This window comes from Terrabacter sp. Root181 (assembly GCF_001428505.1).
Lineage (GTDB): Bacteria > Actinomycetota > Actinomycetes > Actinomycetales > Dermatophilaceae > Terrabacter.
Window position 1 is genome coordinate 116272 of the sequence record NZ_LMHU01000011.1, and the last position, 19430, is coordinate 135701.

General features: G+C 72.9%; 18 protein-coding genes. 8 read left to right on the forward strand and 10 right to left on the reverse strand.

From position 1 onward, the window contains the following. Positions 1-46: 46 nt before the first annotated feature. From eis to ASD90_RS22065, 6 genes are all read right to left on the reverse strand, one after another. Positions 47-1273 (reverse strand): enhanced intracellular survival protein Eis, encoded by a 1227-nt coding sequence (gene eis, locus ASD90_RS22040; protein ID WP_056761454.1) that lies wholly within the window; start codon positions 1271-1273, stop codon positions 47-49. A 48-nt stretch (positions 1274-1321) separates the two neighbouring features. Next, complete coding sequence (locus ASD90_RS22045; RefSeq protein ID WP_056761457.1) at positions 1322-2890, reverse strand: hypothetical protein; 1569 nt, start codon at positions 2888-2890, stop codon at positions 1322-1324. Positions 2891-2903: 13 nt separating this feature from the next. Beyond that, complete coding sequence (locus tag ASD90_RS22050; protein WP_235506874.1) at positions 2904-3566, reverse strand: ABC transporter ATP-binding protein; 663 nt, start codon at positions 3564-3566, stop codon at positions 2904-2906. A gap of 120 nt (positions 3567-3686) precedes the next feature. Further along, entirely contained in the window at positions 3687-4148 is a 462-nt protein-coding gene (locus tag ASD90_RS22055; protein ID WP_056761460.1) for a DUF3817 domain-containing protein, read from the reverse strand. Positions 4149-4307: 159 nt separating this feature from the next. Further along, positions 4308-4952 carry a hypothetical protein gene (locus ASD90_RS22060; RefSeq protein ID WP_157623264.1) on the reverse strand — a complete coding sequence of 215 codons (645 nt, stop codon included), beginning with the start codon at positions 4950-4952 and terminating at the stop codon, positions 4308-4310. An 89-nt stretch (positions 4953-5041) separates the two neighbouring features. Next, positions 5042-5479 (reverse strand): SgcJ/EcaC family oxidoreductase, encoded by a 438-nt coding sequence (locus tag ASD90_RS22065; protein ID WP_056761466.1) that lies wholly within the window; start codon positions 5477-5479, stop codon positions 5042-5044. 89 nt (positions 5480-5568) lie between these two features. On the opposite strand from ASD90_RS22065, the gene ASD90_RS22070 reads away from it, so the two are divergent. Then, complete coding sequence (locus ASD90_RS22070; RefSeq protein WP_056761469.1) at positions 5569-6198, forward strand: TetR/AcrR family transcriptional regulator; 630 nt, start codon at positions 5569-5571, stop codon at positions 6196-6198. A 30-nt stretch (positions 6199-6228) separates the two neighbouring features. Here ASD90_RS22070 and egtD read toward each other — a convergent pair whose 3' ends face one another. Then, positions 6229-7209, reverse strand: coding sequence for an L-histidine N(alpha)-methyltransferase (gene egtD / locus ASD90_RS22075; RefSeq protein WP_056761472.1), 981 nt, complete (start codon positions 7207-7209; stop codon positions 6229-6231). Next, positions 7206-8495, reverse strand: coding sequence for an ergothioneine biosynthesis protein EgtB (gene egtB / locus ASD90_RS22080; RefSeq protein ID WP_056761474.1), 1290 nt, complete (start codon positions 8493-8495; stop codon positions 7206-7208). Before egtB ends, egtD begins: the two co-directional genes overlap by 4 nt. A 201-nt stretch (positions 8496-8696) precedes the next feature. Here egtB and ASD90_RS22085 point away from each other — a divergent pair, with 201 nt between their 5' ends. Further along, entirely contained in the window at positions 8697-11369 is a 2673-nt protein-coding gene (locus ASD90_RS22085) for a DNA polymerase III subunit gamma and tau (RefSeq protein WP_056761477.1), read from the forward strand. Positions 11370-11474: 105 nt separating this feature from the next. On the opposite strand, the gene ASD90_RS22090 is transcribed toward ASD90_RS22085, so the two are convergent. Further along, positions 11475-12359 (reverse strand): LysR family transcriptional regulator, encoded by an 885-nt coding sequence (locus ASD90_RS22090; protein WP_082588971.1) that lies wholly within the window; start codon positions 12357-12359, stop codon positions 11475-11477. 73 nt (positions 12360-12432) lie between these two features. Here ASD90_RS22090 and ASD90_RS22095 point away from each other — a divergent pair, with 73 nt between their 5' ends. The 4 genes from ASD90_RS22095 (at position 12433) to ASD90_RS22110 (ending at position 16548) form a co-directional block, all read left to right on the forward strand. Then, positions 12433-13779 carry a hypothetical protein gene (locus ASD90_RS22095; RefSeq protein ID WP_056761482.1) on the forward strand — a complete coding sequence of 449 codons (1347 nt, stop codon included), beginning with the start codon at positions 12433-12435 and terminating at the stop codon, positions 13777-13779. 78 nt (positions 13780-13857) lie between these two features. Next, positions 13858-14616 carry a class I SAM-dependent methyltransferase gene (locus ASD90_RS22100; protein ID WP_056761485.1) on the forward strand — a complete coding sequence of 253 codons (759 nt, stop codon included), beginning with the start codon at positions 13858-13860 and terminating at the stop codon, positions 14614-14616. A 102-nt stretch (positions 14617-14718) separates the two neighbouring features. Continuing rightward, positions 14719-15393, forward strand: coding sequence for a 1-acyl-sn-glycerol-3-phosphate acyltransferase (locus ASD90_RS22105; RefSeq protein WP_056761487.1), 675 nt, complete (start codon positions 14719-14721; stop codon positions 15391-15393). A gap of 45 nt (positions 15394-15438) precedes the next feature. Next, positions 15439-16548, forward strand: a complete 1110-nt coding sequence (locus tag ASD90_RS22110) for a HoxN/HupN/NixA family nickel/cobalt transporter (RefSeq protein WP_235506875.1) — start codon at positions 15439-15441, stop codon at positions 16546-16548. A gap of 57 nt (positions 16549-16605) precedes the next feature. Here ASD90_RS22110 and ASD90_RS22115 read toward each other — a convergent pair whose 3' ends face one another. Further along, positions 16606-17739, reverse strand: coding sequence for an aminotransferase class I/II-fold pyridoxal phosphate-dependent enzyme (locus ASD90_RS22115; RefSeq protein WP_235506876.1), 1134 nt, complete (start codon positions 17737-17739; stop codon positions 16606-16608). Positions 17740-17976: 237 nt separating this feature from the next. Here ASD90_RS22115 and recR point away from each other — a divergent pair, with 237 nt between their 5' ends. Together recR and ASD90_RS22125 are read left to right on the forward strand one after the other, a co-directional pair. Beyond that, complete coding sequence (gene recR / locus ASD90_RS22120; RefSeq protein WP_056761491.1) at positions 17977-18576, forward strand: recombination mediator RecR; 600 nt, start codon at positions 17977-17979, stop codon at positions 18574-18576. Between the two features lie 192 nt (positions 18577-18768). Beyond that, positions 18769-19338: a DUF5063 domain-containing protein gene (locus tag ASD90_RS22125; protein ID WP_056761494.1), complete on the forward strand. Its 570-nt coding sequence runs from the start codon at positions 18769-18771 to the stop codon at positions 19336-19338. Positions 19339-19430: the final 92 nt, after the last annotated feature.

The window sequence follows — 19430 nt, forward strand, 5'->3', positions numbered from 1 at the left end:
CCGCGCTCGCTCGACCGGTGCGACGCACTGACCCGGGGTGCGGGGGTCAGAAGTACTCGGTGATGAAGGGCTGGCAGGCGAAGACGGCGTCGAGGGCGGCGTCACCCTCGGAGGTGCCGCCGCTCGCGAGCCCGGCCAGGCGCAGGCGCGAGACCGACCAACCGCACCACAGCGCCGACAGGCCGCGGGCGTCGACGTGCAGCGCGTCCGAGGCGATCGCGTCGGCCACGTGGGTCTCGGCATCACCTCGAACCGGGGCGTCGCCGGTGCGGGTCGCAGTCCCGCGGCCGTCGGCGACCGACAGCGTCCAGCGGCCGGCGTTGGCCGGCGCATCGGAGTCCTCGACGAGGAGGTCGACCTCGACCGAGGTGTGCCGACCGAAGCCGCGGCCGGTGAACGCCGCGCCGAGGTCGATGACCCGGGCCATCCACGGGACCTGCCGCGCGTCCGCCACCGGCAGCCCGCCGAGCACGAGTGTCACCGGGTCGCGGGGGTCGAGGAAGGTGTGCACCGTCGGAGCGGCGGACGACCCCGATCCGACGACCCCCCAGAGCGTCGCCGCCGCCTCGGGCGTCGTCGCGACGAGCTCCTCTACCGTGACCGCCTGCTCGGACAGGTCGTAGACGACGAAGCCGCCGTCGACGACGTACGCGATGAGCTCGTCGCGCTCGAGCATCCCCGTCAGGGCTGCCACCGACCGCACCATCGGTCCGCTCACCCCGGCCCGGGCGCTCGCCTCGCGGGCGAGGTCGTGCAGGTGCTGCGCGTCGTCCGGCACGGCGGGGCGCAGGCCGTTCGACGCCGCCCGCCCGGAGCGCGAGGGTCCGAGGTCGCGGACGTGGTGGGCGGCATACGTCATCCGCGTCTGCACGCCGCCGATCTCGTAGCCGGAGCGGCGGTAGAGGGTGGCGGTGGTCGGGAAGAGGCACGACACGACGTCACCGAGCTCGCCCATCCGCGCGATGAGCGCGCGGGTGAGGGCCGTGGCGACGCCTCGGCCCCGCGCGCTCGGCTCGACGTAGACCCCGGCGACACCACCCATCTGCAGGTGCCGCCCGCCCCAGGCCTGCTCGAACGGTCGGATGCGGCCGGCGCCGACGACGGTGTCCGACTCGTCGACGACCGCGATCATCCGGCCGCCGAGGGTCTCGGCCGAGACGCGGTGCCACCACGCGTCGCCGCCGATGCCGAGCGGCCCGAACGACCGGCTGCGGATGGCCAGGACGGCGGGGAGGTCGGCGTCGACGACGTCACGGGTGCGCAGCTCGCTCATGGCCCGAACCTAACGAGTCGCCGCCCGCGACGGCGAGCGGGTTGTCCCTCAGGCCCGGTGCAGGTAGGTGAGCCGGCGGACCTTCGAGACCGCCCACGCGAGCACGGCGTAGACGAGCCAGCTCACGACGGAGAGCCACGTGTAGCTGCCGGCCTTGGTCAGCACCGCCACGAGCGAGCCGAGCAGGACGACGGTGAAGGCCGGGACGGCATACCAGGCGATCACCATCTGGGGCCGCAGCATGAACGTGGGCGAGCCGCGGAACGCCGCGAGCACGTTGCCCGCGACGACGAGCACGAGGACCAGCCACAGCGACAGCGGCGCGCTGGCCGGCAGCGAGCCGATCGCCGCCGCGACGCCCACCCAGCCGCCGAGGACGAGGACCGTCAGGGCCGTCGGCACCGTCACGTGGGCCCCTGCCTCGGTCAGCTCGCTGGTGCCGAGCAGCGACGGGGTGCCGACGTTGTCGGCCTGCAGGCGCAGACCCTCCGCCCAGGCCCCGAACCCGAGGTAGAGCGGCAGCAGGCCGATCGTCGCCGCGATGCTGGGTGCCGCCGGCTGCGTGAACGCCCACGTGACGATGGCACCGCCGAGGGCGGTGAGCCCCAGGCCCGAGAGGAACGCGCCCGGCGTACGCCGCAGGCCGAGGACGTCGCGGCGCACCAGCACGCCGAACGGGCGGCCGGGTCGCAGGCGGGCCGAGCGGCCGTGACGGATCGGCCGGGTCAGGGCCAGGCGCGCCGTGCGGAGGTTGCCGGTCAGGGCCGAGCCGGCCATCGTCGAGGTGTTGGCCGAGTGCGCGCGCAGGGACTCCGCGTGCAGCTCGCGCAGCGCGTCCGGCACGCGCCAGAGCAGGCTGAGGCCGCGGTCGGGCCCGGGCCAGGAGCGCACCTGCGACCAGAGCCAGAGGCGCGTGGCGAGGACACCGAGAGCGGTGCCGACGGCCGTGGTCACGATGATCGTCACCGGGCCGGCCAGGTGCGCGAAGGCCAGGCCGGCGCCGATGGTCAGCCCGCTGAGCGCCCCGATGAACAGACCCCCGACGGCGGCGTAGCGCCACCACCGACGCAGGGCCAGGGCGCGGTCGAGCGGCACGGGTAGCACGAGGTCGATCCAGGGCATGGGCGGCACGACCGGGCCCCGGAAGCGGCCGGCGAAGACCACCGCTCCGAGGAGCGCCGCGACGGACGCGACGAGCAGCGCGATCGCCTCGGGCGAGCTGAGCTGGTCACCGAGCGAGGAGGCATCGGACGTGCGGAACACGGCCTGGACGATCGGCAGGCCGTAGACGAGCGCACCGAGGAAGAGGACGTAGCCGGCATACAACCCCTGCTGCCGCGCCTTGCGGGCCGCCTCACCGCCGATGACCCAGTCGGCCTGGCCGAGCAGGTCGTGGTCGTCGTAGTCGACCTCCGCCGGAGTCGTCGGCTCGTCCGTCATCGGGTCGGGCGTCGTCGGGTCGGGCGTCGTCGGGTCGTATGCCGTCCGGTCGGGTGCCGTGGACTGCGGCCGTTCCGCCGGCGCCGGTTCCGCCGGCATCGGCTGGGGTGTCCTCGGCTGGGCTGTCGTCGGCTCGGGCGCGGGCTTGGCGCGGGCCGGTTGCTTGCGCTTGCTCATCGCGGGTCCACGGTCAGCGTGCCGGGACGATGTCGACGACGCGGGTCGCGAGGGTGGCCGTCAGCTCGGGGTCGTGGCAGGCCATGACCACGGTGCCGCCGGACTCGGTGCGCTCGCGGATCAGCTCGGCGACCACCTGGCGCTTGCCGGTGTCGAGCCGCTGCTCGGGCTCGTCGAGGAGCACGACGCTGGCGGGCCGCGAGAACGTCAGCGCGAGCCGGAAGAGCTGCTCCTGCCCCGACGACAGCTCGTGCGGGAAACGGTCGTCGAGGTGGGCGATGCCGAGGCGGTCGAGCAGGGCGAGGCTGCGGTCGTCGGACGTGGCCGGGTCACCACCCCACGTCGAGTCGATGAGGACCAGGTGGTCGACGAGGGTGAGGTCGCGGTAGGTCGTCGGGGCGCCGAGCAGGGCCGCGACGGCGGCGCGGACCGTCCGGTCGCGCTCGTCGGCCTCGCGGCCGCCGATGGTCGCGGTGCCGGTGCTGGGCACGAGCAGCCCGCCGATGATCCGGAGCAGGGTCGTCTTGCCGGAGCCGTTGGGACCCCGGAGCACGATGCACTCGCCGGGGTCGGCGCTGACGTCGGTCGGCAGCAGCAGGGTCGTCTCGTCGATCGTCTTGCCGACGCCCTCCGCACGGACCTCACCGGTCAGCACTGCGACCGCACCCATCTGCATCCATCCCTTCGTCGACCCTGTCGATCTGTCGGAAGCCACCGTATGCCGCCCGGCTCAGAATGCCCTGACCGGGAGAAGGTGCCCCATCGAGCTGAGGGGACGGCGAGGTCGGAGCGGGGGTCAGCCCTGTGCGCCCACGGGCGGGCCCACGAGCAGCGCGACACCGGTCAGGGTGAGCACCGCGACGACGCCGACGCCGACGGCGACCATCGGACGGGCGAGCAGGGCGGCGACGACGCGCTCGGCCGGGGTGGTCGGGGCCTCGCCGTCGCGGCCGAGGCGCCAGCCACCGTCGAGTCGGCCGCGACGCCCGAGGCGCCGCTCCCACCACACGGTGAGGAACGGCGGGACCGCGCTGAGCAGGCCGAGCAGGCCCTCACGGACCGTCCAGCGCTGGTTGACCCAGAGCAGGACGGTGACGAGGCAGAACGCGATGAAGACGACGCCGTGCACGAGTCCGAAGACCCGGACTCCGAGCTCGGTCGTGTGCGTGACGTACTTGAGGACCATGCCGAGCAGGAGCAGCGCCCAGGTGACCACCTCCGCGAGGGCGATCCGGCGGTAGAGGGTGCGAGGGGTCATGCGGAGATCTCCTACGTCGTGTCGTACTCGAGTGGTCAGTGTGCCAAATGCCCGGCAGGCACCCACGAGCACCCCCGCGCCCCTCACGGCCGTGCCGGACAGGGGTGTGCCGTCGCGGCCCCGGTGCGACGGCATACCCGTGTCGACTCGTCCGTGGGCTCAGCGGCGGGCCACCTTCTCGGGGAGGGCGACGCGGACGCTCGTGCCGATGATCCACACGTCGATGAGGGTCTGCGCCGCGAAGAGGTTCGACACCTGCGGGTTGCCCGTGACCGCCAGCAGTGGAGCGGCGACCGCGAAAGCGATACCTCCGACGACACCGGCGACGGCGAGGAGTTGCGCGGGTCGTGTCGCTGCGGCCCGAGCGACCGCGACGGCGAGAAGGGCCGCCGACAGGCCGACGAGTGGGGTCGTGAACGTCGAGAGGGCCAGGTGTGTGTCGACCATCGGGGTCGCGCCGCCGACCTCCAGCGCGTCGTGCTCGGCGCCCGCGAGCAGGTGCGGCACGAACTCGGGCGTCGCGACCGTCCACGCGATGATCGTCCCGGTGAGCCACGGCCGGACCGGGGCAGGAAAGGCGTCGTGTCGCCGGAGCAGGACCAGGCCGACCACCGCCGTCAGCATGCCGGCGAGGAGTACGGCATGGGCGGGCAGCCAGGCCGGGGACCCGATGAGGGCGAGGAGACTCTCGTGCATCGACCCCGACGTCTCGTGCGGGTGCATCGTCCCGCCGATGGCGAGGAGTGCCCCACCGATGCCGAAGACAGCGGCCGCGCGTCGCACGGCGTCGTGTCGGGCCGACACGCGATCCGACGCGCGATCCGACGCGGGGGCGATTGTGCCGGATGTGCGGCCCGCGAGTGCCTCGCCGACCGTCCCGCCCACGAGGGCGCTCATCGCGTTGCCTCGAGGGTGTTGTGGGTGACGGCGACCTGCCAGGTGTCGCCGACGCGGACGAGGACCGAGGTCGACGTGGCGGCGTGGATGCCGGCAAGCGGACCGCTCGGGGCGTCAAGGGTGTTGCGGGACGTCGCGACGATGACGTCGTCGGCGACGTGGCGCGCGTCGACGAGCTCCATCCGGTTCGTGCTGCCGGCGTAGATCGTCGCGAGGATCGCCGCGTGTCCGCTGCCGACGGCGTCGCGGCCTCGGTGGTGCTCCCCGCGGATGGTCACGAAGGTCGCGTCCGAGGTGTAGGGCGCCGCGAAGGCCTTTCCGTCGCCGGCGTTCCATGCCGACTCGAGGCGGTTGAGGATCGCGGCGGCGGTCCCGGTGGCCGCGGTGTGCTGCGTGACTTCGGTGGCGGACGGGTCCGGCTGGGTCGTGCTCATGGTGCTCTCCTTTGAGTGAGTTGCTCATGATTGATTGAGCAATACTCAGTTAATATAGAACCACTCAACCGACCTGTACAGTGGTTTCCGTGAAGAGTTCCGAGCCCGCACCCCGCGCCTACCGCTCCGCCCTTCGTGAGGAGCAGGCCGAGCAGACGAAGCAGCGCATCGCCCGGGCTGCGCGACGGCGCTTCATCGAGTCGGGGTGGGCGGGCACGAGTGTGCGCTCGGTCGCGGCGGATGCCGGCGTCTCCGAGGCCACGGTCTATGCGGTCTACGGCACCAAGGCGGGGCTCGCGACCTCCCTCGTCGAGAGCGGCGAGATGGATGCCGGGGTCGAGCAGGTCGCCCGCGAGATCGAGTCGGCGCAGGGTGACCCGGCAGCACAGCTCGCTGCGTTCATCCGGTTCGACCGGCGGCTCTTCGAGCGCGGCGGGGATGGCCTGCGCCTCACGGTCGAGGGCGGGCGCAACGAGCCCGCTCTCGCGACGGCGTACGAGCAAGGGCGGGCACGTGGCGACGCGAGCCGACGCAGGGTGTTCGCGGCCTGGCCGAGCGACGTGCTGCGTGACGGTGTCACGCTGGACCGAGCGCTCGACGTCTACGCGATGGTGTGCTCGATCCAGGCGTTCGACATCGCGACGCGTGAGCGTGGCTGGTCTGTGGACCAGGTCGAGCAGTGGTGGGTCGAGACCCTCACGGAGCTCCTCCTCGGCTGACCTGCGCGCCTGACGGTGCGACCGCCCCGGTCAGTCGTCGCGGCGGGCGAGGGTCAGGGCGAAGTCACCGTCGGCGTCGGTCCAGGTGCGCTCGACCGTGAAGCCGGCCGCGCCCAGCTCGTCGCGCAGGCTCTCACGGCGGAACTTCGTCGAGATCTCGACGCGAATCTCCTCACCGTGAGCGAGGTCGAACGTCAGGCCGGCGCCGGGGATGGTGACCCGCTGCGGCATGTCGGCGCGCAGCCGCAGGTCCATCCGCTCCTGGCGCGGGTCCCAGAAGGGGACGTAGGAGAAGGCGTCGATGTCGAAGTCGGCGCCGAGCTCCCGGTTGAGCACCCGGAGGCAGTTCGTGACGAAGCGAGCGGTGACGCCCCGGCTGTCGTCGTAGGCGGAGATCAGCCGGTCGGTGCTCTTGACGAGGTCGGTGCCGAGCAGGAACCAGTCGCCCGGGTCGAGGCTGTCGTGCAGGGCCCCGAGGAAGGCGGCGCGCTCCTCGACGTAGAAGTTGCCGATGGTGCCGCCGAGGAAGGCGACGAGGCGTCGCCCGCCGCGCGGCAGGTGTCCGAGGTGCAGCGTGAAGTCGCCGACGAGCGCCTCGACGCGCAGCGACGGGTAGCGCTCCGAGAGCATCACCGCTGCGTCGCGGAGGGTCTGCTCGGACACGTCGACCGGGACGAAGCGCTCGAGGCTCCCGACCTCGGAGAACGCGTCGAGCAGGGTGCGGGTCTTGTCGCTCGTGCCGCTGCCGAGCTCGACGACCGTGGTGGCGTCGCAGGCGGCCACGATGTCGACGGCGTGGTCGCGCAGGATGGCCCGCTCCCGCTCGGTGGGGTAGTACTCGGGCAGCCTCGTGATCTCGTCGAAGAGGTCGGAGCCGACGTCGTCGTAGAGCCACTTCGGTGGCAGGGTGCGCGGCTGCGAGCCGAGCCCACGGCGTACGTCGTCGACGAGCGCGCCCGAGGCCCAGTCGGGGTCGAGCGCGACGGTGACGACCGGCTCGCGCGCGCTCATCGGCGCTCACCCCCGTCGGCGAGGCGGACGCCCGACAGCGCCCAGCGCGACCCCGGTGGGAAGAAGTTGCGGTAGGTCGCGCGGGCGTGGCCGGGCGGGGTGAGGGCGCAGCCGCCACGCAGGACCATCTGGCCCGACATGAACTTGCCGTTGTACTCGCCGATGGCTCCGGCCGGTGCGTGGTAGCCGGGGTAGGCGAGGTAGGCCGAGCTCGTCCACTCCCAGCAGTCGCCGTAGAGCTGCCGCAGGTGACCGGTGGTCGGGCCCGCGGCGCGCGGGTGGAAGGTCTCGGTGTCGGCGAGGTTGCCACCCGCGGCGGACGCGTCGGCCTGGCCGTCGGCGACGACGGCGTGCTCCCACTCGACCTCGGTGGGCAGCCGTCTGCCCGCCCACGCGGCATAGGCATCGGCCTCGTAGTGGCTGACGTGGCTCACCGGCAGTCCGGGGTCGACGGGCCGTGTGCCGCTCAGCGTGTGCTCGAACCAGGCGCCGTCGACCTCGGTCCAGTAGAACGGCGCGCGCCAGCCCTCGGCGCGCACCTTCCCCCAGCCGTCGGAGAGCCACAGCTCGTGCCGCTCGTAGCCGCGGTCGGCCATGAACTCGAGCCACTCGCCGTTGGTGACGAGGCGGTCGGCGAGCCGGTAGGGCTCGAGCCACTGCTGGTGGAGCGGCAGCTCGTTGTCGAAGCTGAACCCGCCGCCGCGGTGACCCACCTCGACGAGGCCGCCCTCGACGTCGACCCAGCCCAACGGGTCGGGAGCGGACGGCGCGAGGGGGCTTCCGGCATACGTCGGCTGGAGCGGGTTGACCGAGAGGACGTGCTTGATGTCCATGAGGAGCAGCTCCTGGTGCTGCTGCTCGTGGTGGAAGCCGAGCTCGATGGTGGACGTGAGCTTCTCGAGCGAGCCGCCGTCGAGGGTCGTGACGAGGTCACGCATGCGCGCGTCGACATCGGCGCGGTAGAGCCCGACGTCGTGGGCGCCCGGGCGGGTGATGAAGCCACGCTCGGCGCGGGCGTAGCGGGGCCCGACGCCCTCGTAGTAGCTGTTGAAGAGGAACCAGTACTGGTCCTGGTAGGGCTTGAACGACGGCTCGTGGTCGGCGAGCACGAACGTCTCGAAGAACCACGTGACGTGCGCGCGGTGCCACTTCGTCGGTGACACGTCCGGCATGGACTGGACGGTCTGGTCCTCGGGGGACAGCGGCCCGGCGAGCGTCTCGGTGTGGGCTCGCACCTCGTCATAGCGGGCGACGAGCGCGTCGGCGTCCCAGATCGGGTCGGGCATGGGTGACCTCCTCCGTCCGGCCGCTGGCGCCCCGTGCGCCGCTGACCGGTGCAACGACCCTAGGCACACCCGGTGACAGCCGCCCGTCGGAGCGGCCGTCCGTAAGGAGCTGTTCACCCTTTCGACCCCGATCGGCTCCCGCCGTAGGCGGCGGCTCGGTCGGCGTTCCCGGCGTCGGTCGTGGCGGTTAGGGTTTCGGACATGGCCACCGCCCTGTACCGCCGCTACCGGCCCGAGAGCTTCGCCGACGTCATCGGCCAGGAGCACGTGACGGAGCCGCTCATGCAGGCGCTGCGCACGGGCCGCGTCAACCACGCCTACCTCTTCAGCGGCCCCCGCGGCTGCGGCAAGACGACGAGCGCGCGCATCCTCGCGCGCTGCCTCAACTGCGAGCAGGGCCCGACGCCGATCCCGTGCGGCACGTGTGACTCGTGCGTGGCGCTCGCACGCGGCGGCTCGGGCTCCGTCGACGTCATCGAGATCGACGCCGCGAGCCACGGTGGCGTCGACGACGCCCGCGACCTGCGCGAGCGGGCCAGCTACGGCCCGGCCCAGAGTCGCTTCAAGATCTACATCATCGACGAGGCGCACATGGTGACGCCGCAGGGCTTCAACGCGCTGCTCAAGATCGTCGAGGAGCCGCCGGAGCACGTGAAGTTCGTCTTCGCGACGACCGAGCCCGAGAAGGTCATCGGCACGATCCGCTCCCGCACGCACCACTACCCGTTCCGCCTCGTCCCGCCGGCCAAGCTCTCGGCCTACATGGAGCGCTTGCTCGAGTCCGAGCACGTGGCGGTCCAGCCGGGCGTGCTCAGCTTCGTGACGCGCGCGGGTGGCGGCTCGGTGCGTGACTCGCTGTCGGTGCTCGACCAGCTCATCGCCGGCTCGGGTCCCGAGGGGCTCACCTACGACGGGGCCGTGTCCCTCCTCGGCTTCACCGACGGCGAGCTGCTCGACAGCACCGTCGACGCGATGGCCGCCGGTGACGGCGCCGCCACCTTCCGACAGATCGACCGGGTCATCGAGTCGGGCCACGACCCGCGGCGCTTCGTCGAGGACCTCCTCGAGCGGCTGCGCGACCTCATCATCGTCGCCGCCATCCCCGAGGGCGTCTCGCAGGTGCTGCGCGGCGTCCCCGAGGACCAGCTCGAGCGCATGCGGGTCCAGCAGGCGGCGTTCGGGCCGGGGGCGCTGTCGCGCGCGGCCGACATCGTCAACACCGGCCTGACCGAGATGACCGGCGCCACCGCGCCTCGCCTGCAGCTCGAGCTCATCTGTGCTCGGATCCTCCTGCCCGCCGCCTCCGGCGAGCAGGGGTATGCCGCCCGCCTCGACCGCCTCGAACGCCGCCTCGACGTCGGCGGGGTCCCCACCGCCGCCCGCGCCGACGGTCCGCCCACGGCCGCGCCGCACAGCGCGCCGCACAGCGCGCCGCCGGCCTCGCAGCCCTCCTCGCCGCCGAGCGGGGCCGCTGGTGCTGCGGTGTCGGCTCCGGCGCGCACCGTCTCCGACTACACGCCGCCGTCCAGCGGCGGTGGGTCGGCTGCATCGCACTCGGCGGGCGGCATGGGCGGAGGCGGTCGCAGCGCCGGCATCGAGACCGCAGGCGCAGGGGCGCACGGGTCCACCGGTTCGCCGTCGGGCCCGGGTGACCCGGGACGTGTCGACGCCGCCCGCGCCGAGGTCGGCGCGCCGCCGGTCATGACACCGGACGAGTCGGTCGGCGGCCCGTCGGCCGTCCAGTCGCACGGGGGTGGCCAGCACCTCGCGGGCGTCTCCGACGAGGCCCGGTCCGCGCCTGACTCGTCCTCCCCGACACCGGGGGCCGGGCCGGCCGGGGGAGCACCTTCAGGTGCCGACGACCACGGCGCCGGTGCGGCAGGTGGTGCGGCCGGCGGCATGGACACCGATGCCATCCGCCGGGCGTGGCCCAACGTGCTCGGACGCATCTTCACGATGCGGCGCATCACGTGGACGTTCGTGTCGCAGAACGCCCAGGTCACGGCCTTCGACGGCAAGAAGCTGACCCTGGGCATCGCGACGGCGGGTCTCACCCAGACCTTCCGCGCAGGCAACCACGCCGACATCGTCCGCCAGGCCCTCATCGACGAGCTCGGTGTCGACGCCATCGTCGACGGCATCCACGTCGACGCGGTCTCCCAGCAGGCTCCTGTCGCACCTCCGCCGGGCGTGGTTCCGCCCGGGCTCCCCGACCCGCCGAGCAAGGGTGCTCCTGGCGGCCCGGACGGCGGGCAGCCCACCGGACAGCCCGGAAGCCCGCAGGGTGACGGCGGAGCCGCCCGCCAGTCCTGGGGTGATGCCGGCGCGGGTCATGAGTCCGCCGGCCCCCGAGACAGCGGCTCGAGCGGGGCCGGCGGCTTCAGCGGGTCGTCGCAGTCCGGGGGCGCGGCCGGCCCGTCGACCTCCGGGTCACGGGGCGCGTCGGCTCTCGCCGACGCCGGGCTGAGCCCGGTGTCCGGTCGTTCTCTCGAGGACAACGCCGGATGGGGCTCGGCAACCGGGCCTGCTCCCGACTGGGCCACGGGTCCTGCCGGGGAGTCGACGGCCTCGGGTCCGTCGGGCACGGCGGCTGCTGCGGCACCCACGTCTGCAGTGGCAAGTGCGCCGGCCGGGGGAGACGTGCCTACGCACTCCGCCGTGCGCGGTGCGAGCGCCGTGCGGCAGTCCTTCGCCCAGGCCCGGTCCCGGGCCGGTGGCTCCCGTCCCACCGACGACGACCAGCCGCGACAGCCGGTCACCGACGACTCGGCCGTGAGTGCCGACGACGAGGACATCGAGCAGTCCGGCGACGTCGGTCGCGCCGTCATCGAGAAGGTGCTCGGCGGTCGCGTCGTCCAGGAGCTCGAGAGCTGACGTAGCCCGCGCTGGCGCGGGTCCGGTCCCGGCGGGGCGGGCCCGACGGCATACCCACCAGACCACTCGAGTGGGGTGGGGTGCTCGCTCGAGTGGGTGGGGGGGTCAGGTGGTGCGGCGGCGGAGGCCGAGGGCCTTGGCCAGGGCGGGCAGGGCGGCGGCCAGCACCGGGTCGAGCTCACCCCTCGCGATCACCGACAGGCGCACCGGGAGGTCGACCCGCGAGGCCATGACCCGGTCGCCGGGCCTCCCGGACATCCGGGCAGCGCTGGACGGGACGATCGCGATGCCGTCGCGTCGGCGCGAGATCTCCAGGGCCACGGGGGCGGTCGCCGCGTGGCGCGGGGTGCCGCCCAGCGCCGCGATGCGTTCGGCGATGAGCGGACCCGAGTTGTCGTAGGGCGCGTACGTCACGACCCGATCGAGGAAGGGGAGGCTGCCCCGGCGCGGCGGCTGCACCCCCGACGCGACGAAGGCGACGAGCTCGTCGGTGCCGAGCCGGTGGGCGACGACATGGGGCGGCAGCTGCACCTGCTCGGCGATCCCGATGAGGGCCGCGTCCATCGACCCCTCGGCGACGAGGTCGATCATCTCGTTGCCGTGGTGGACCACCGTCGACAGCCGCACGGCGTCGCCGACCAGCTCGTCGAGCGCCGGGAACGCGTAGCCGGAGATGCCGGCGAACGTGCCGACTCGCAGGGTGCGGGCTGATGCGGACGACCGGACCGCCGCGAAGACCCCGTGGAGGTGTCCGAGGATGTGCTCGGCCTGTCGGACCATCTCCGCGCCCGCTGGTGTGGCGGTCGTCCCGAGCGGGCTGCGAGCGAAGAGCACTGTGCCACAGCGTCGCTCGAGTCGTGACAAGCGCTGTGAGGCGGCCGGCTGGCTGACGAGAAGCTCCCGCGCCGCCGCCCCGAGCGACTGGGTCCGGTGCAGCGTCAGCACGAGGCTGAGGTCCTCGACATCGGGCACCTGCACCAATGTGTTCATAAGTCCACCTTATGACCGCCACACAGGTCCTGCTCCCTACCGCAGGTGCAAGTCCCCGTCGAGGCTGGATGGCGTGACCGCGACAGTGACGACCGAGAATCCCGAGAACCCCGAGAACCCCGACCAGACCGACGATCCCGGGACGACGGCGATCCACCACGTGCGAGTCCTCTTGCTGTCCAACGCCATCGAGCACCTCGCCTACCGCTTCACCCAGATCGCCCTGCCCCTCGTCGTGCTGCGCGAGTTCGACTCCGCGGCGATGGCGGGTCTCGTGGGAGGCCTCGCCGGCCTGCCGGTCGTGACGTCCCCGTGGTGGGCCCGCCACCTGCGTCAGCGCCTCGGCGACGGCCGCGGACTCGCGCTCGTGTCCCTCTGGCAGGCCGGTGCCGTGCTCGTCGTCCCGGTCGCGCTGGCCCTCGGGGCGCTGCATCCCGTGATGCTTGCTCTGGCCGGGCTCGCGGTGGGCGTCTCGGACGCCCTTGCCTCGCCGGGCCGCACGGCGCTGCTCGGCGACCTCGGCGACCGGCTGGGCGCCGGCGCCGCCATCCGCGTCATCACGTGGGACGACGCCCTGCGCCGCGGCGCGATGGTCGTCGGGCCGGCGCTCGCCGGGCTCGGTGTGCAGCTGGGCCGGACCGACGCCCTGCTCTGGGTCGAGGGGCTCGCCCTCACCGTCTCGGCCCTGCTCGTGCGCCGCGTCGTCGTGCCGGCCGCCACCGGTTCGGTCGCCTCTGTCGCGGCATCGCCGGTGGTCCGGGCGTCGGCTCCCGTGGTCGCGGGCACTTCGGCTCCCGCCCCAGGCATCCTGGCCTCGGTCCGGGACCACCCCGACGTCCTGCGCGGCTGGGTCATGCGCGGGACGAGCTGCCTGCTGTGGTTCGCCTTCGCCCTCGGGCTCGCCGTCGAGGGGGAGCGGACCGGGCGCGCCGGCGCCCTCTACGCGACGGCCCTGACGGCATACGGCCTCGGATCGCTCGTCGTGACGGTCGCCGTCGCGCGGCAGCCGCCGTCGGCGCGCCCGCTCCGTCTCGCGACGGTCGCCTGGGTCGGACAGGGCCTCGCCTTCGCGGCGATGGCCGTCTGGACCACGCCGGTGTCCGTCGCGGTGTGCGCGGCCGCGGCCGGCGCGGTGACCGTCGTCGGCATCCGCGCCATGATGCAGGTGCTGCTGGCCCGGACCCACGGCCCCGCCCGGCGCGCGGCGCTCGCGGGCCAGTCGATCCTCGTCGACGTCACGGTCTCGGTGGGGATGCTCGTCGGGGGCCTCGTGATCGACCACGTCGGACCGCGTCCGACACTCGCCGTCACCGGCCTCGTCACGGCAGCCGTCGCGCTCCTCGCCGGCCTGACGGTGCGAGGCGTGACGGCGACGTCCGCCCCGTCGACGTCCGTCGCCCGTGGCCTCGACCGGGCGTGAGGAGGCCATCCCGATCGCGTCGCTGGGACAATCGCCATTCAGGCGTGGGGTGCCCGCGTCCGGGAGTAGCGTCGGGACGTGACCTTCGAGGTTGCGGCGGACGCCTACAACCGCTTCATGGGGCGTTACTCGGGGCCGCTCGCTACGCGATTCGCCGACTGGTCCGGTGTGGCCGGGCCGGGTCGGGCGCTCGACGTGGGCTGCGGGACCGGGGCCCTGACCCGCGTCATCATCGACCGGCTCGGCGTCGACGGCGTGTCGGCGGTGGACCCGTCGCAACAGCTGCTCGCGGCGCTGCGCCAGTCGTTCCCGACCCTCGACGTGCAGACGGGGACGGCCGAGCGGCTGCCTTATCCCGACGACCTCTTCGACCACACGCTCGCCCAGCTCGTCGTCAGCTTCATGGCCGACCCGGTGCTCGGCCTCCACGAGATGGCCCGTGTGACCCGCCCGGGTGGGACGGTCTCGGCGTGCGTGTGGGACCTCGCCGGCGGTGGGGCCCCGTTGACCGCCTTCTGGCAGGCAGCTCGGGACCTCGACCCGGACGTCGACGACGAGTCCGGGATGAGCGGGGTCCGCGAGGGCGAGCTCGCCAGCCTCTGCGACCAGGCCGGTCTCAACCAGATCGAGGACACCGCCCTCACGGTCACGGTGCGCCACCCGAGCTTCGAGGACTGGTGGGACCCGTACACGCTCGGCGTCGGCCCGGCCGGCGCGCACGTCCAGAGCCTCGACGAGGTCGGCCGCATCCGCCTGCGCGACCACTGCCGCGAGCTCCTGCCCGAGCCGCCGTTCTACATCATGGCCACCGCCTGGGCCGTGCGCGCCCGCGCCTGACACGCCCGAACCCAGCACCCGGCATACCAAGGGGTGAACACCAGTTGGGGGCGACGCACGCCCCGGCCCGGACGCAGCATCGTCGGCCCTAGGCTGTGGCCCATGTACTACAGCCTCGGGCGCAACCTCCTGTACCCGCTGTCCCATGCGCTGTACCGGCCCACGATCGAGGGCAAGGAGAACATCCCGCGTGAGGGTGGCGTGGTCGTCGCGAGCAACCACCTGTCGTTCATCGACTCCTTCGCGATCCCGCTCGCCTCGCCGCGGCAGGTGCGCTTCCTGGCCAAGGAGGAGTACTGGACGGGCACGGGGGTCGGCGGCTTCGTGCGCAAGGGCTTCTTCACCGCCGTCGGGATGGTGCCCGTCAACCGGTCCTCGCCGACGGCCGCGCAGGAGAGCCTCGACGCCGCGCTCGAGGTGCTCAAGGCGGGCGACGCGTTCGGCATCTACCCGGAGGGCACGCGTTCCCGGGACGGTCGGCTCTACCGCGGGCGTACGGGCGTGGCGTGGCTCGCGCTGACCGCCCAGGTGCCCGTCGTGCCCGTCGGCCTCATCGGCACCGAGGACATCCAGCCGGTCGGGGCGCGCTTCCCGAGGCTCGCGAAGGTGACGGTGCGCTTCGGCGAGCCGATCGGCGTCGAGGAGTATGCCGGGGTGCCGGCGGGCAAGGCGCGGCGGCAGCTGACCGACCGCGTGATGGAGGCGATCGCCGCGCTGAGCGGCCAGGAGCGGGTCGAGACCTACAACGAGGTCCCGAGCGGCGAGGCCACCGTCTGACGCGTTTCGTTGCAGATGCGACCCAGTCGCATCTAGCGTGGGGTCGTGACCCTGACGTCCCCACGGCCGCCCTCGGCCCCGCGCTCGGCGCTCCGGCGGCTCTCACGGGACGACCGTCGCAGCCTCGCCGGCATGGGTGCCTTCGTCCTGCTCCTCCACGTCGTCGGCTGGGGCCTGCTCGTCGGCGTCGTCGCGCCCCAGGAGTACCGCGTCGCTGGCCAGCTGTTCGGCGTGGGACTGGGCGTCACGGCCTACACGCTCGGGATGCGCCACGCGTTCGACGCCGACCACATCGCCGCCATCGACAACACGACCCGCAAGCTCATGGGCGAGGGGCAGCGGCCGCTCAGCGTCGGCTTCTGGTTCAGCCTCGGGCACTCGTCGGTCGTCTTCGCCATGGTCATGCTGCTCGCCCTCGGGATCCGCGCCCTCGCCGGCGCGCTCGAGGACGGCGACTCGACGCTGCAGCACGTCACGAGCCTGTGGGGCACGTCCGTCTCGGGCGTCTTCCTCGTGCTCATCGGCCTGCTCAACCTCGCTGCGCTCGTGGGCATCCTCCGCGTCGCCCGCCGCATGCGCGCCGGCCACCTCGACGAGGCCGAGCTGGAGCGCCAGCTCGACAAGCGGGGCTTCCTCACGCGCATCCTGAGCCGCGTGACCCGCACCGTCACGAAGCCGTGGCACATGTATCCCGTCGGGGTCCTCTTCGGCTTCGGCTTCGACACCGTGACCGAGGTGGGCCTGCTCGTCGTCGCCGGTGGCGCCGCCGCCGCCGACCTGCCCTGGTATGCCGTGCTCACCCTTCCCGTGCTGTTCGCCGCGGGCATGTCGCTGCTCGACACGGCGGACGGTGCGTTCATGAACATCGCGTACGGCTGGGCGTTCCAGCGGCCGGTGCGCAAGATCTACTACAACGCCACGGTCACGGCCCTGTCGGTCGCGGTCGCGCTGGGGATCGGCGGCGTCGAGCTCGTCTCGGTGCTCACCGACCGCCTCGGGGTCACGAGCGGGCCCCTCGCGTGGGTCGGCGGCATCGACCTCGGCAACGTCGGCTTCTGGGTCGTCGGGCTCTTCGTCGTGACCTGGGCGGTGGCTTTCGCCGTGTGGCGCTTCGGGCGCATCGAGGAGCGGTGGTCGGCGGCGATCGTCGACTGAGCGAGGGCAGCCGGCAGGGCAGGCACCACCGCGCAGCCCGGTGCGGGCGGGCAGGACTCAGCGGCGGGCGGCCTCGAACGCGTCCCGGAAGTGCGGGATCGCCGCCTCGATCGACTCGGCCGTCGCCGTGAGGCAGATCCGGAACCAGCCCGGCGTCTCGAACAGGATGCCGGGCATGACGAGCACCCCCCGCCTCGAGAGGTCCTCGACGAAGGCCTCGTCGTCGGGGATCGGCGAGCGCGGCCAGAGGTAGAAGGTGCCGTCCGGCGGAGTCGTCTCGTAGCCGATCTCGCCCAGCGCGCCGACGAGCCGGTCGCGTTTCGCCTCGAGCCGCGCGACGTCGAGCGAGAGCTCCTCGAGCCGGGGTGTCGCGTGCTGCATGACGGCGTTCGGGAAGAGCCACCCGGCCGCGATCTGCATCATCTCGATGGCCTCGAGCAACGCCGCACGGTCCGCGACCGCCGGTGGCACGGCGATGTAGCCGAGCCGTTGGCCGGGAGCGAGCAGCGTCTTGCCGTAGGAGTAGCAGACCAGCGTGTGCGGGTAGAACTCGGCCGGGCTGTGGAACTCGCTGCGGGAGAACACGATCCGGTTGTAGGGCTCGTCCGACACGATCCAGATGCGTCGACCGTGACGGGCTGACGCCTCGTCGAGGACGTCGGCGAGGCGACGCAGCAGGTCGGGTGGGTAGATGCGTCCCGACGGGTTGTTCGGGGTGTTGACGACGACGATGCGGGTGCGCGGCGTGATGGCTGCGGCGATCGCGTCGACGTCCAGGTCGAAGCTCGGCTGGAGGGCCGGGACCTTGACCGGCACGAGCCCGGCCTCGAGGGCGAGCGGCTCGTAGAGGAACCACGGCGGCAGCGTGTAGACGACCTCCTCGCCGGGATCGGCGAGCACCTTCATCGCCACCGTGATCGCGCCGAAGCCACCCGTCGTCATACGGACGTCGTCGGCACCCCAGCCGAGCGGGACGACCCGATCGAGAGAGGCGGCTGCCGCTGCCTGCGCGGCTACCTCGCTCTGCTTGTAGGCGAACCACAGCTCGTCCCGGGGCAACGCCGCCTCGCGCAGCGCGTCGACGTAGGTCGGCATCTGCAGCTCGTGCGGGTCGCCGAACGTGAAGTCGATGACACCCGGTTCGAGACGGCGCTCGGCGTAGCCCGAGTGCATCCGGAATCCGAACATCATCCGGAAAGGCGCCGCACCCTGGATCCGTTCGCTCCGCCGGGACACGGTCCGGTTGTGCATCCCGTCACCCACTCCGGTCACCCACTCCGGTCACCCACTCCGGTCACCCACTCCGGTCACCCACTCCGGTCACCCACTCCGGCACCCCACTCGCCGCGTCGGACCCTGACGTCCTTCGTCACGCTAGACCGGTGCGGCGGTCCGCAGCCGGCGATTGCGGGGGCTTAGTGTTGCGGTGTGTACGAAGGCGCAGTGCAGGACCTGATCGACGAGCTCGGACGACTCCCCGGGATCGGCCCCAAGAGCGCCCAGCGCATCGCCTTCCACCTCCTGCAGGCCGACTCCGACGACGTGACCCGGCTCGTCACGGCCCTCACCGAGGTCAAGGCGCGCGTCCGCTTCTGCGAGGAGTGCGGCAACGTCGCCGAGGCCGAGAAGTGCCGCATCTGCGCCGACCCGCGGCGCGACCACAGCGCCATCTGCGTCGTCGAGGAGCCCAAGGACGTCGTCGCCATCGAGCGCACGCGCGAGTTCCGCGGCACCTACCACGTGCTCGGCGGCGCGATCAGCCCCATCGACGGCATCGGCCCCGACGACCTGCGCGTGCGTGAGCTGATGACGCGCCTCGCCTCCGGCGAGGTGCAGGAGGTCATCATCGCGACCGACCCCAACCTCGAGGGTGAGGCGACCGCGACCTACCTCAGCCGGCTGCTGCGCGACGTCGGCCTCATCGTGACGCGCCTCGCGTCGGGCCTGCCCGTCGGAGGCGACCTCGAGTACGCCGACGAGGTGACGCTCGGGCGCGCCTTCGAGGGCCGCCGCCGCGTCGACGCCTGACCCCCTCGGGTCGGTTGGCTCACGCCCACCGACGACGTATGCCGTCCCGCCCCTCGCTCACTCGAGGGGGATTTGGGAAGGGGCATGGGTCGACGGGTCGGGCGGGCACCCGGCAGACTGGGCGGCACCGCGCCAGCCAGCCCCACGGCATACGTCCTCGGGGCCCGAACGACCCGACCAGGGAGACCCGTGATGTCCACCGAAGCGCACGACGTCGACGACCTCGGCGGGCTCGCCGACCTCACGGCCGCGGAGGCGAGCGCCTTCCTCACCTCGGTCACGGAGGTCGCCTCGGGCAGCTCGCCCGACACGGCGCTGCCGCTGCTGACCCTCGCGCTCTCGCAGGTGCTCGTCGCGGGCGCGCGGCTCGGTGCGATCCAGGACGTCGTGCCCGAGGAGCGCTTCGAGCCGGACGCGACCGACGACGACGCCGACCCGCTGCGCACGGGCCTGGCCAACGTCTTCGCCGGCATCGACGACTACGTCTACGTCCTCGACCCGATCACCTCGTCGGAGCGTGCCGACGGCTCGATCACCAACGACCTCGTCGACGTGGCGGTCGCCCTGAGCCACGGCCTCAAGCACTACGCGGCCGGACGCAAGCTCGAGGCGCTGTGGTGGTGGCAGTTCAGCTACCTGTCCGAGTGGGGCGACCGCGCCATGACGGCCCTGCGCGCGCTCCAGTCGATCCTGTCTCACCTGCGGCTCGACGCCGACGAGGAGGCCGTGGGCGAGGCGGAGTTCGACGCGCTGCACCCGTAGTCCGCGCAAGAACGTGCGGCGACGGGGCCCGATCGGCGCACGTCTCACGATCGCGACGTCCCGGTGGACGCCGCGCGCGCGAGCCTAGACTC